15 protein-coding genes are annotated in these 11,648 nt (G+C 51.9%); 7 read left to right on the top strand and 8 right to left on the bottom strand.

The genetic code is table 11. The features are described from left to right. Positions 1 to 526 (bottom strand): helix-turn-helix transcriptional regulator (locus tag D3F01_RS09735; protein WP_242888291.1); only part of this gene is annotated, 526 nt, incomplete at its 3' end. A 254-nt stretch (positions 527 to 780) separates the two neighbouring features. Here D3F01_RS09735 and D3F01_RS09730 point away from each other — a divergent pair. From D3F01_RS09730 to D3F01_RS09710, 5 genes are all read left to right on the top strand, one after another. Next, a complete protein-coding gene (locus D3F01_RS09730; RefSeq protein ID WP_242888288.1) occupies positions 781 to 1,128 on the top strand; it encodes a CHC2 zinc finger domain-containing protein in 348 nt (115 codons plus the stop codon). Then, positions 1,019 to 1,474, top strand: coding sequence for a hypothetical protein (locus D3F01_RS09725; RefSeq protein ID WP_242888327.1), 456 nt, complete (start codon positions 1,019 to 1,021; stop codon positions 1,472 to 1,474). The genes D3F01_RS09730 and D3F01_RS09725 overlap by 110 nt, the downstream gene beginning before the upstream one ends. A gap of 73 nt (positions 1,475 to 1,547) precedes the next feature. Next, on the top strand, positions 1,548 to 2,864 hold the full coding sequence (locus tag D3F01_RS09720) for a phage/plasmid primase, P4 family (protein ID WP_055187078.1): 1,317 nt from the start codon (positions 1,548 to 1,550) through the stop codon (positions 2,862 to 2,864). Positions 2,865 to 3,240: 376 nt separating this feature from the next. Continuing rightward, a complete protein-coding gene (locus tag D3F01_RS09715; RefSeq protein ID WP_242888286.1) occupies positions 3,241 to 4,506 on the top strand; it encodes a plasmid recombination protein in 1,266 nt (421 codons plus the stop codon). Positions 4,507 to 4,523: 17 nt separating this feature from the next. Continuing rightward, positions 4,524 to 4,703 (top strand): hypothetical protein, encoded by a 180-nt coding sequence (locus D3F01_RS09710; RefSeq protein ID WP_242888280.1) that lies wholly within the window; start codon positions 4,524 to 4,526, stop codon positions 4,701 to 4,703. 98 nt (positions 4,704 to 4,801) lie between these two features. Here D3F01_RS09710 and D3F01_RS09705 read toward each other — a convergent pair whose 3' ends face one another. The 6 genes from D3F01_RS09705 to D3F01_RS09680 all read right to left on the bottom strand — a co-directional run bounded on the left by D3F01_RS09705 (position 4,802) and on the right by D3F01_RS09680 (position 10,421). Then, entirely contained in the window at positions 4,802 to 5,053 is a 252-nt protein-coding gene (locus D3F01_RS09705) for a DUF6061 family protein (RefSeq protein ID WP_242888324.1), read from the bottom strand. Between the two features lie 309 nt (positions 5,054 to 5,362). After that, positions 5,363 to 6,517, bottom strand: coding sequence for a tyrosine-type recombinase/integrase (locus D3F01_RS09700; RefSeq protein ID WP_242888277.1), 1,155 nt, complete (start codon positions 6,515 to 6,517; stop codon positions 5,363 to 5,365). 267 nt (positions 6,518 to 6,784) lie between these two features. After that, positions 6,785 to 7,573, bottom strand: a complete 789-nt coding sequence (locus D3F01_RS09695; protein ID WP_242888274.1) for a type II toxin-antitoxin system PemK/MazF family toxin — start codon at positions 7,571 to 7,573, stop codon at positions 6,785 to 6,787. A gap of 87 nt (positions 7,574 to 7,660) precedes the next feature. After that, on the bottom strand, positions 7,661 to 8,350 hold the full coding sequence (locus tag D3F01_RS09690) for a hypothetical protein (RefSeq protein WP_242888271.1): 690 nt from the start codon (positions 8,348 to 8,350) through the stop codon (positions 7,661 to 7,663). Positions 8,351 to 8,451: 101 nt separating this feature from the next. Further along, positions 8,452 to 9,759 carry a DUF4041 domain-containing protein gene (locus D3F01_RS09685; RefSeq protein ID WP_242888268.1) on the bottom strand — a complete coding sequence of 436 codons (1,308 nt, stop codon included), beginning with the start codon at positions 9,757 to 9,759 and terminating at the stop codon, positions 8,452 to 8,454. Between the two features lie 17 nt (positions 9,760 to 9,776). Then, positions 9,777 to 10,421 carry a LexA family transcriptional regulator gene (locus D3F01_RS09680; RefSeq protein ID WP_242888265.1) on the bottom strand — a complete coding sequence of 215 codons (645 nt, stop codon included), beginning with the start codon at positions 10,419 to 10,421 and terminating at the stop codon, positions 9,777 to 9,779. A 155-nt stretch (positions 10,422 to 10,576) separates the two neighbouring features. Here D3F01_RS09680 and D3F01_RS09675 point away from each other — a divergent pair, with 155 nt between their 5' ends. Then, entirely contained in the window at positions 10,577 to 10,780 is a 204-nt protein-coding gene (locus tag D3F01_RS09675) for a helix-turn-helix transcriptional regulator (RefSeq protein ID WP_242888262.1), read from the top strand. A 37-nt stretch (positions 10,781 to 10,817) separates the two neighbouring features. Then, entirely contained in the window at positions 10,818 to 11,057 is a 240-nt protein-coding gene (locus tag D3F01_RS09670) for a hypothetical protein (RefSeq protein WP_242888249.1), read from the top strand. Here D3F01_RS09670 and D3F01_RS09665 read toward each other — a convergent pair. Beyond that, entirely contained in the window at positions 11,002 to 11,595 is a 594-nt protein-coding gene (locus D3F01_RS09665) for a hypothetical protein (protein WP_147322120.1), read from the bottom strand. The genes D3F01_RS09670 and D3F01_RS09665 overlap by 56 nt on opposite strands. Positions 11,596 to 11,648: the final 53 nt, after the last annotated feature.

The following is an 11,648-nucleotide window of genomic DNA, read 5'->3' as shown; positions in this document are numbered from 1 at the left end:
GATCACCTTGGTACACGGGCTTTCTCCGAAGGCTGATGTCCTTTGCGGCTTTGGCTGCTTCCGGGGTCTTGACCTTTGTGCGCAGCAGGGTGCTCAATGTCGTGAGCATGGCGTTCTGTGCTGCGATGCCGGAAGCAAAGGTATCATCAAAATACTGCGATATGCGGTAAGTAAGCTCTGCGAAGCGAGCGTTTTCCAGCAGCAGGTTGACCACCTCTGTATTGACACGTCCTGTGTAGAGGTTCTTTGCGGCTTCTACGGACAAACCCAGTTCGGCAATATCATAGTTCTTGCGGTCGGGAATGTTGGTTTCTCCCAACAGGAAATCCGTGGACACGTTGAACAGCCTTGCAATTTTCAGCACCTGCTCATGGGTCAGGGTTCCCTTTGCACCGCTGATAAAGCGGCTGATGGTGCTCTTGGAGCAGCCGAGTTCCTTGGCAAGCTCCGGTTGGCTGATATTGTGCTCTTTCATCAAGTCCGCAAGACGGACGTTGGACGGTGCGGGCAGATATTCCTGTGCCATGTGGTCGGCCCTCCTTTTTGATCTTTTTCCTCATTATAATACGCTCTGCCGTTTTGTTCAATATACGGTTACCTCTCCGCCCTTGCTGTTGCAGCCCTGCAACCAGTGAGGGCTTTTTTCTTTTTCCGTTGCAGTTTTGCCGCTTTTTCACCCTTTCTGCAAAATTCTCCGTATATTCAGGCACAAGGCAAAAACACCAGAGTTCCCACTTTGGGGTACTCTGGTGCAACGCACGAAACAAAGGAGGACTGCCCTTGAGCCTGTATCAAACTGTCAAGTCCGCCATCACCGTTCGGCAGGTGGGAGAGATGTACGGCATGGAGCCCGACCGCCATGGCATGGTGTGCTGTCCGTTCCACTCCGACAACCACCCCAGTATGATGCTGAACGAATCCTACTATTACTGTTTCGCTTGCGGGGCCAATGGAGATGCCATCGACCTCACCGCCAAGCTGTTCGACCTGAACCCCCGGCAAGCCGCCGAGAAGCTAAATGACTTCGCGTTTGCGAAGCAATGCAGTCCCCAGTGGGGACTGCAAGCGACAGAACGGTCTTGCGTCAGCAAGATGGAGGGGCCTCGCCCCGACAAGTTTCGGGCTTGACCCGGATAAGCCGCCCGCCAATGCCATCGCCCTGCCGCCGCCCAAACATGGCCTGACGGACGAGCAGTGGGCAGACATCGCCTACTGCCTGCGGGTGCTGACCGATTATCTCGACTTGTTGCACGACTGGCAGGAGCGCTACAAGCCCGCCACCCCGGAGGAACCGCTGGACGAGCGGTTCGTGGAAGCCCTCCACATGACCGAGACCATCGAGCACCTGACGGACTGCGTTGCATTTGGGACGCCCCAGCAGAAGGCCGCTGCCGCCGCACAGCTGCTGTCCGGGTCGTACCTGCTGATGCTGGAGGAGCGCACCGACCGCCTTGCTCTGGCAAAGTGTGCCTGACAATTCATTCACCTAAAGTGATGCTTATCATTATGATAATCACCACTTTACTTTTTTAAAGGAGAACCACCACATGAAGAAAAACATTTCCCGCAACCCTTTATGGCCGGACTGGTACAACGGTAAGAAGATCGATGAAGTCCAGTTTGGCCGCGCCTTTCTGGAACAGTGGCCGCTGAAATGCGTCAACGGTACGCTGTACACGCTGGACGGTCCGGTGGAGGACGAGAGCGAGATCAAGCAGCGCATCTTGGAAAACATCGAGGAATATGTCACCTCCGGCCTGTCCAAAAAAGTCACCAACATTCTGGAGACCATCAAGCTGCTGGCTTTTTCCGACCCCTTTCCCATCGAGCAGGACTGCATCCACCTCCAGAACGGCGTGTACCATCTGCCGGACGGCTCTTTTCAGGAGAGCCGCCTGTTCTGCCAGAACCGCCTACCTGTGAGGTATGACCCCAAAGCCGCCAGCCCTGACCGTTGGCTGACCTTTCTGCACGAACTGCTGGACGATGCCGACATCCCCACCTTGCAGGAATATCTAGGCTACTGTCTGATTCCCAGCACCAAAGGGCAGAAGATGATGCTCATTGTCGGCAAGGGCGGCGAGGGCAAGTCCCGCATCGGGCTGGTGCTGAAACGGCTCATGGGGGATGCCGCCAGCAACGGCAGCGTCCAGAAAGTGGAGAACAACCGCTTTGCCCGTGCCGATCTGGAACGCCGCCTGCTGATGATCGACGATGACATGGACATGAACGCCCTGCCCAAGACCAACTATATCAAGACCATCGTGACCGCCGAAGCCAAGCTGGACTTGGAACGCAAGGGTGTCCAGAGCTACCAGCGGGACATCTACGCCCGGTTTCTCTGCTTCGGCAACGGTGCGCTGACCTCGCTGTACGACCATTCGGACGGCTTCTTCCGCCGCCAGCTCATCCTGACCACCAAGGACAAGCCTGCTGACCGCACGGATGACCCCTTCCTTGTGGAGAAGATGTGCGCCGAGTTGGAAGGCATCCTGCTCTGGTGTCTGGAAGGGCTGCACCGGCTGGTGCAGAACGATTTCCGCTTCACGGTCAGCGAACGAGCCGCTGCCAACGTGGACACCATCAAACGCAGCAGCAACAACGTCATCGACTTCATGGAGTCCGAGGGCTACTTCCGCTTCAAGGCGGACTACTCCATCAGCTCCAAGGAGTTCTACGACATTTATAAGCAGTGGTGCGAGGACAACGCCTGTCACAGCGTATCGGCGATCCGTTTCAGCGCAGAACTGCGACAGAACGACCGCCGCTATAACCTTGAAGCCACCAACAACATCTATCTGCCCGGTGGCCGCAGGGTGCGGGGCTTTGTAGGCATCGAGCCGCTTGTCCACCCCTGCCCGTAAAAAGTGCATTTTTTCACGGAAGAAGTTCGTACAACCTGTACGGTCTGTACTTGTACGCACCCGTACGGAAAATAAGAGCAAATTAAAACGCGTTATCGTTTATATTTCGGATTTCCGTACACCGTACAGACCGTACGGGTTATTTGAAGTCCGTACGCAATTTTTTCAGATGCGTACGGAGCGATCAAGTTCGCATTGTGCGAACTTGATTGTAACTCTCCCGCAGGAGACGTTCCCCCTCGGAGAGTCCTCGAAGAGCCCACTACACTTTGCAGACCGCAGGGATGAAAGTGTCATAGTGGGTTATTACACTTCCGAAGAAGTGCATCTTCGTTCCCCGTCACCTCTCGATGAACCTTGAAAGGAGGGATGCCCTTTGGCAAGAAACGATGGCGTTGACCGCACCAGTGTCCGAAATCTCGCCGTTTCGGACAAGGCCGTTGGCAACACCCAGCAGCACAACGAACGCGAAAAAGACAGCTATCGGAACCCCGATATTATCCCCCAGCGCGCTGCATGGAACGTCCACTTCAAAAAGCCAACCGCCAGCTACACTGACCTATTCGCCCAACTGGAAGCCGCCGGAACCATCTCCACGCGCGGCTTGAAGCCGGATGCTACCCACTACTGTGAACTTGTCTTTGATGTCAACTCTGCCTACTTTGACAATCACGGCGGCTATGAGTTCGCCAAGCAGTTCTATGAGGATGCCTACAAAGCAGCCGTTCAAATCGTGGGCGGTGAGCAGTATATTCTCTCGGCTGTCATGCACGCCGATGAGATCAACCGCGCCATGACCGAAGCATTAGGCCGGGAGGTCTACCACTACCATCTTCATGTGGTCTATGTGCCTGTGGTGGAAAAGCAAATCCTCTGGTCGAAACGCTGCAAGGACAAGGCACTGGTGGGCACAGTCAAGGAGACCGTCATGCAGGTCAGCCGGAGCAAGAAGTGGGCATCCAAGCCCCTGCTGGACGATGCCGGAAAGCCTATCCTGCAAAAGAACGGCAAGCCAGTCCTGAAGAAGTCGTACAGCATCTTGCAGGACAACTTCTTCAATTTTATGCGCGCTGCCGGGTACACCGATATAGAGCGCGGCGAACGTGGCAGCACCGAAGAACACCTGACCGTCGCCCAGTTCAAAGTTCAACGGGAGCAGGAACGGCTGGACAGCCTGACCGCCCAGATTGACCAGAAAGAGCAGCACCTCACCCAAACCAACAAAACCCTCTCCAAGACCGAAAAGGAACTTGCCGCTGTGCAGAAAAAGGCCACGCTCACAAAAGAAGCCCTCATTCATGCGCGTGATCTGGATTATATCGGCAAGCGCACGTTTCTCGGCAACTATTCGCTGACCGAAGATGAATTATCCGCCCTGAAAAAACAGGCCACACACGGCTATATGATGGACATTGAGAACCGCCGCCTGAAAGAAGAACTTTCCGCTGCCAAGAAAGAATCTGCCCGTTGGAGCAGCAAGTACCATGACCTTTGGTACGATGTGAAGCCTTATCTGGACGCGCTTCATCGTGCGCCGGAATTGGTACGCAGCTTTCTGGAAAAGGTTCTGGTTTCCAAGCAGGAGCGTACTGTGGATACACAGCAACGAAACCTCCATCGTGGACAGGATATTGAACTTTGATTTTCGGAGGACACTATTTGAGTAAAAAGAAAAAGTCTGTAAACAAATCCGGCTACCCGGATGAAGCAATCAAGTCGCTGGCACGTTGTTTCTATCCCTCTATGATGGAATTTTTCAATAGCGAAGAAGGCCAGCGTGAATATGAGGAGTGGCTGAAAGAGCAGGAGGCTCTGAACGCCGCACCCATCGCAGCATAAAAACAGCAGGACGCTCCCGGAAAAGGGAACGCCCTGCCTTACATAGATGTTTCTCACCGGGGTGTGTCCGTTTGGGCACACCTCTTATTTTTTTGCCCTTAATCCTCCAGCCCGTGGCTCCCAGCCACATTCCGCAGGTATTTCTCCGGTTCACCATTCAAAATCAGATCAGCATACGCCAGCGGGTCATTGTAGATCAGGTAGTCCAGTTCCGTCCGCTGTGCCATGGTGACATCCAGCGCATCCTCGACCCCGGTGCAGTCGATGGAGATTTTACGCCCATCTTGGAGCAGCAGCTCCACACACCCGGTATCCATATTGAACGAACAGGCTCTTGCATCGTATTTCATCATTGTGTCCTCCAAACTCTTGTTGTGTGGTTACGGTCTATGACAAGGTATCGGAGTTTTGTATCTTCCACGGGAGCCTTCGTTATCGTACCCGAAGAAAACGAAAAATCCGAACCCTTCTCCAATCGGAAACAGGTTCGGATTTTTCTTGTTTGGTGGGCGCGGGTGGATTCGAACAAGCTCAACTATCACAATTCGCTGGATGCGCTTTGAAATTGTGATGGATTCATGCGCATTTTTTGAATTTCACCAAAAATCAATTATCGGCTATCACAACCATTTAGGAACAAAAACGGGTTACAAAGTGGGTTATTTTGCACGCGGAGAATACTCTGCCAGAGCATCTGAAACGGCCATTGCTGCCGTGTCAGCCCTGCCGTCAACGGCGTGACTGTACCAGCCGTAAGTATCCATACTTTTGCTGTGCCCTACCATGCGGCGCAGTTCTGCCGGGGACACAGCATCCTCGATGATGCTCACAAAGGTGTGCCGCAGCTCATACAGGCTGACCGGCGGGTCAATGCCGTTGCTGCGCTGGTAGAACTGCCAGTAGTTATAGAGGCTGTGCTCATTCTCCAACAGGAAGATTGGATCATCTCCCCGAAGAGGCCGCTCCTCTTCAAAGGCCCGCTGCTGCAGCTGCGCGTGGAGTTCCGCAGCCGCCAGCGGATGCAGGACCACCGTGCGGATAGCGTTTTCGTTCTTGCCGTGTGTTTCCTCATCAAAGGTATTGATGGCCCGGGCAAGATGCAGCCGGTTGCCCTCCATGTCGCCCACGCGCAGCCCCAGCAGCTCCCCGGGGCGTAGGCCGGTCAGGACCGCAAAGCGGTAGGCGTGGATATTGGCATCCTGTTCAACCTTTCCACGAACGATGCGCGTATCCGTGGAAAGCAGGACCCGCAATGCGTCCGGCTGAAGGATCTTTCGGCCCTTTGGACGCGCTCCCCTGGGTACTGTGAGCCCCTCGTCCTCTGGCCGCAGGGCGGTGTATTTGTGCTGCCTTGCCCATTTCACAAAGCTGACCTCAACCGCCCGGATTCCCTGCAATGTTTTCTTAGAGAGGTTTCCCCTGCTCTTTCGGATGGCCTGCGGATTCATGCTACCTTCCTTGTATGCCCGATTCAGCACATCCTGCAGCATTCCCGTATTCAGGTCACCGATCCGGCGGTCGCCCACCACTGGCAGGATGTAGTTCTGTCCGAACTTCTCCACCTGCTGGGCATAGCTTGTGCCGGCGGTGGCCCGCACCGAGATCAGATACTCGTTCCAGACCTCCAAGCAGCGCTTGGTGGTGTTGCAGATGCCCTCATCCAGCCAGGCATCTGCTTTAGCATTTGCCTCCCGCTGGCCGGTACGGCCCGGCTTTGCGCTGGTGAACGTCTTGCGCACCCCGTCCTTCTGCACCTTGATCTGCCAACGGTTCTGGTTCGGCAGCCACTGGGCGGTGTTGGTTCTCATTCCCATAAAAAATACCTCCTTTGGGGTACACTTTGACAAGCCCGCCCAAAAGAGGTATAATCGCAGTGTCGAGTGTGCGATGCCCTCTTCTGGGTGGGCCGCTTATCTTAACTCCTCCGGTGTTGGTAGCACCGGGGGAGTTTTTTCTTTATACAAAGGCAAAGGCCAACCACATTTCTGCGGTTGGCCTTTGCAAATACTAATTGCGCTCACGCGCTGCCGCCGAAGCGGCAAAGTTAAGCTATAATATAATAGCATATTCTGTGCAGGATGTCAACCGATATTTTCAGAATTTCCGAATATTTTTTTTACAACACCTTTGGAAATGTAAAGTTCCAAGAGAGCTTTTTCAATCTGCTCCATGTCGCGTTCCGAAACTTTCACACCGCAAAGTACAGAATGCGGCGTTACAGGCTCCTTGATGCGCAGCTTACTGACGGTTGCGATCTGACTGATATTGGCAACACTGCCGTGTTTGAGCTTTTCCATCCTTCTGATGCTGGCCTCGGAGTTTTCCAGTTTGTTCTTCGCCATGGCGTAGCGTTTCATGGATTCTGTCATCCGATCCATCTCGGACATGGATTTCAGCGCAGGATCAGTTGCAACAGAATCCATGAGTTTCCTTGCTTCATCTACCTGATTCTGCGCCTTTTCATCCAGTGCCGCAAAGATTCCATCTTCTAATATGATTTTATTCCGGCTCGCCTTGTGGCGTTCCTTCAGGGAACCAAGCGGAATAACTGTGACTGTATCCCCATTTACGCTGTTCGCCTTATCCAGCACAACAGCATAGTGCAACCCGCCAAGTTCAGAGCCGACCCGGAATCCAAAGTCCACGTTCACGATTTGCCGCCGGGCCAAACGAGGAAGAGATGCAGGGTTAAACTCATTTTCCCGCCGGATCATTCCAGTATATGTTTTGATCCAGTAGGACATGATCTGGGCTCTTTTCTGGTCTATTTCATTGGATGAATAGAGCCAACTGTTAAGCAGTTCATCCAACTCTCCCAGAGCGTCTGCTATGTGGCGCTTCAGCTCATCTGTTGTCATTCTTTTGGACATTCCTTCTTCCTCCTACTTCAGATATCCCGGCAAAGCTCGACGGCCTTGCCTTCAATATGCACATCGTTCATCTCTTCCCGGCCTTTTTTACCACTCTGCGGCGACAACCTCAAAGCTGTCATAATCTACAAAAGAATAAATCACAAATGGTGCGGAACCGCCGTTCCCCTTTACATTATTGGCGTATGTATATGTGCCGCCAATAACCTGACCGTTTTTCTTCAGAATCACAGAGACACGGACATTGGTACAATCAACAGAGCTGTTGTTGACAACATCGCCGGAAATTTTTGATTCGTCCAGACGTGCCACATTCTTGAACTGGAAATCGGATGCCTTTGCAGTTGCATCGAAATGATCATTGTATCCACCCATGGGGTTCCCGACGGCAAGTTCTACCGCAGAAGGAACATCGCCGACGTACATTACCCCTCCACTGAACCGGATCGTATCATTTCCGGCAATTCTTCCGGTATAGCCGTTGGAAACATCCAGAACATGGCCTTCAGCATCTCTTGAAGTGACGGTGATCTGACACGCTCCGGCAGTCTTTGAGTTTCCATTGGAAAGCTCAGCACTGTAATAGACATAGGTGTAGCCGTCCATCTTCTTCTCCCAAGAAGCACCCAGGAGCTTAATAGATACCACTCCGGCAGATACGGCAGGTGCTTCTGGTGCGGGTGGAACCGTTCCGGTAGAACCGCCGCCGTCACAACCGGCCAGAAGCAAGCCACACAGGACAACTGCAAGAATCATCGAAAGAAATCTCTTTTTCATGGTACAACCTCCACTTTCAATCTGTCTTTTTACCCCACCCAGTGTGTCCAGCCCACGGCGCGGCCCTCGATCTGTACGTCTTCCAGCTGGGGCTGAGCGAATTATCCTTGAGCGCTCTGCTTTGCCTTCTGCGCCTCTTCTCTCAACTTAATGGATTCACGGTACTGTTCTGCCGGAGCAAGTTCCACAAACTCCACAGAACGGTCATAGTTTTCCTTGACAACCTTTTTGATTTCGTCCAGGGAAACACGGAAGAACTCTCGCCGCTGGTTTACAAAGTTGAGCTTGCGGTCCGCAAAGGCATTGTGCAGTGCAGCTTCCAACCGAGGAGCATCATCCGAAAAAATCATAGCATGTACATCAAAGTCAAACGGAACCGAGGCATCGCCCAGCTCATCCACACGATCCTGAGGATCAAGACGGCGTGTCATACCGATTTTGTAAACGTTCTCGCCAAATGCTCCAATATTCGAGATCACATAAACATAACCGGCACGCTGATTAGCCTCACGATAATCAACATCCTTGAACTCCTTGTCAATCTTATCCAGCTGGGCCACCAGCTCTGCTTTCTTTTCTTCGATTGCTGCGCGGTCGGCCTCAGAAGCAGAAGCCAATTGCGCATTGATACGCTCCAGCGCGTTCTGATAATGCTGCTGCTCTTTTTCCAATTTTTTGCGTTCTTCTTCGATTTCCTTGGCAAGCTTTGCCTCTTCACGCATTCTTGCTCGAGCTTCCTTCTGCTCTTCCTTCTCCTGCTGCTTTTTCTGAGCATATTCAAAAGCAAGATGAAGTTCCTCGATTTTTAAGCGGTAATACTTAGGCTGGATGCTGACTTCCATAATGGTTCCAAGCTTGGAAATCGCTTCCCGAGAGGTAGTAATGCGCTTTTCGCTGGCTTCAATATTATTGTACTTGACGTGTTCAATTACGTCATCGCATTCGGAATTGAACGCACGAAGGAGAAGCTTCTGCATATCAGCGACCATCTTCTTGCCTTTGGACGCATTTCCATTGACTGTCCAGTTCATATTACCGCTGACAGCCGTTTTCGCCTTAATCATATCTTTCTGTTTGGCGCGAATTTCCAACAGGTGCGCTTTATACTCGTCCGCATTCATAAAAGAGTACCGAGGAGTATAAAGGCCAAAGCTCTGCATCAGGACTTCTTCATTCGTCTCAATGAGCTGGTCTTTTGCCTGTTGAAGTTCTTCCAAGGCATCTTTCAACTCGCTGTTGCGGCTTTCAAGGTTTTCTTGGACACGAGCGAGTTCTTCACGTGAAGCTTTGATTTCTCGATTGATGTCGTCCAGTGTGCGGCTTTCTGACGGCATAGCTTCCCGAAGGCTCTGCATTTCAGCATTCAGTCGTGCAATTTCTTCTTTTTCTTTCTTGCCAAACAGTGACATCTTAACTTCCTCCCATTTTAGATATCTCGGCAGAGCCCCACGGCCTTGCCTTCAATGACAACGGTGTTCATATCCTCCCGGCTGAGGATGATGCTGTTGAAAGCCGGATTCTCCGGCCTCAGTTCAATGAAGTTCTCGTGCAGATAGACGTGCTTCAGGGTTGCCTCTTCTCCAATGCGCACAGCAGCGATCTCGCCGTTTTCCACCTCCGGCTGTTTGCGGATGGCCACCAGATCGCCATCGTGTATCCGGGGCTCCATGCTGTCCCCTTTGCAGGTCAACGTAAATGTGGAGCGCCACTTGGACGGTACACAGACTATGCGCTCCACGTTCTGTTCCGCCGTGATCGGCGTACCGCAGGCGATCCGGCCCACCAATGGGACCATGTCCATCTCCGGCATGGGCTGGAAACCGGGAGGGATGGGGTCTGCATCGGTCTTGTCAGAAGTGTTGTTTGCTTCATCAATGCCAAGCAGCCATGAAACTGAGGTGTCAAGCACATCCGCAAAAGCCTTTACTTTAGATTGTGGGATATCCGCTTTTCCACTTTCAATCTTACTGATAGATGATCTATCTTTATATCCCATTCGTTTTGCAAGCTCGTCTGTTGTCCAGCCGAGTTCCTGCCGACGCATCCGAATGCGATTATATATCTCAGACATCGTAGCACCGCCTTTCTTTACTGTTAGAATACCACATGTGTGAATGAAATTCAATATTTTTTGAAAATTCAGTCAAATATTGTTGACTTTCGTTCCGCAAGGTGGTAATATGAGCTTGCGGAATTTAATTCCGCAGAAAGGAGGTGTTTTTTCGAATGACTGACACCAAGGCCCTCAGAGAAAGAATCGAAGCAAAGGGTCTCAAGCTGAAGGCCGTTGCCGAAAAACTCGGCATCACGCCTTATTGTCTCCAGCGTAAGATCAACAATGAGAACGAGTTCAAAGTCTCGGAAGTTGATAAGCTGTCCTCTATGCTGGAGCTTACGCTGAGCGAGACCCAAGCTATTTTTTTCTCTTGATTGCGGAATTTAATTCATCAGCAAGGAGGTGAAAAAGATGAAGGAAACCAAAAAGCCCGGCGAGCCGCTGGAGACGGCAGGCCGGGCGCAAGAAATTCAGCTTTCACAGCTGGACGATCGTATTCTCTGCCAAATAGATGAAACGGTTATCCAGAACGTGAAAGCCTACTCGTTCGCTCAATCCAGCAACGGGAAAGCGTTGCTGAATTTGAGCATTGAGGTCAATGCGGAAGTTGTGTCAACCACGATACAAGTGCAGAGGCAACCGCACTTGTAACCCATGAATGCCGTTCCATCGTTTCCGAAAACTTGGACAGCAGCCCCCGCTGTGGAGGAATTTGCTCATTCACAATCATTTCAACAAGGTCGATCAGCTTCTGGACTTGCTCCTTATCTGGCGCATTTTCAGCCTCTGCCCGATCACGCAGTTCACGAAAGCTCGTCTGATAGTTGATGGTTGCTGTGTTGGCTGTTCCAATTACAGAGCCATACGCTGTGCCGATATTGTAAATAGTGCTCTGGTGTTGTTCCGTTTCTTTCCGTTTTTTCTCGACCTCGGTCATATAGAACGCTTTTATTTGCTCCTGTTCCTTTTGGAAGTACGATGCCTGTGTTTCTGTGATATAAAGCCGTTCCTTTGCCGGATTGATAACAACATCATCTATTTTGATATCGGTCCCCGGGCGAAACCCAATATACCGGCGATTCGTTGCTTTTTCCCGATTTGGCAGACCCGGAACAGTCGCAACGATCTCACCGTTTCGCTCAATTTGCATATTCAAACCTTGCATCTCTAAAAAGCTCTCAAAAATCATTTTATCACCCCCTTTCCTGCTCGATTATACCGCAGAAGGGATGCAACCACAAC

This window comes from Faecalibacterium sp. BCRC 81149 (assembly GCF_022750605.1).
GTDB classification, from domain to species: Bacteria; Bacillota; Clostridia; order Oscillospirales; family Ruminococcaceae; genus Faecalibacterium; species Faecalibacterium duncaniae.
This window is presented reverse-complemented; position numbering and strand designations above follow the sequence as displayed.

Bases quoted from the DNA above. Each gene is read 5' to 3' on its own strand.
- D3F01_RS09680 (WP_242888265.1), bottom strand. From the start codon at position 10,421: ATGTCTGAGATATATAATCGCATTCGGATGCGTCGGCAGGAACTCGGC.
- D3F01_RS09685 (WP_242888268.1), bottom strand. From the start codon at position 9,759: ATGTCACTGTTTGGCAAGAAAGAAAAAGAAGAAATTGCACGACTGAAT.
- D3F01_RS09700 (WP_242888277.1), bottom strand. From the start codon at position 6,517: ATGGGAATGAGAACCAACACCGCCCAGTGGCTGCCGAACCAGAACCGT.
- D3F01_RS09725 (WP_242888327.1), top strand. From the start codon at position 1,019: ATGACTTCGCGTTTGCGAAGCAATGCAGTCCCCAGTGGGGACTGCAAG.
- D3F01_RS09670 (WP_242888249.1), top strand. From the start codon at position 10,818: ATGAAGGAAACCAAAAAGCCCGGCGAGCCGCTGGAGACGGCAGGCCGG.
- D3F01_RS09665 (WP_147322120.1), bottom strand. From the start codon at position 11,595: ATGATTTTTGAGAGCTTTTTAGAGATGCAAGGTTTGAATATGCAAATT.
- D3F01_RS09695 (WP_242888274.1), bottom strand. From the start codon at position 7,573: ATGTCCAAAAGAATGACAACAGATGAGCTGAAGCGCCACATAGCAGAC.
- D3F01_RS09720 (WP_055187078.1), top strand. From the start codon at position 1,548: ATGAAGAAAAACATTTCCCGCAACCCTTTATGGCCGGACTGGTACAAC.
- D3F01_RS09675 (WP_242888262.1), top strand. From the start codon at position 10,577: ATGACTGACACCAAGGCCCTCAGAGAAAGAATCGAAGCAAAGGGTCTC.
- D3F01_RS09705 (WP_242888324.1), bottom strand. From the start codon at position 5,053: ATGAAATACGATGCAAGAGCCTGTTCGTTCAATATGGATACCGGGTGT.
- D3F01_RS09690 (WP_242888271.1), bottom strand. From the start codon at position 8,350: ATGAAAAAGAGATTTCTTTCGATGATTCTTGCAGTTGTCCTGTGTGGC.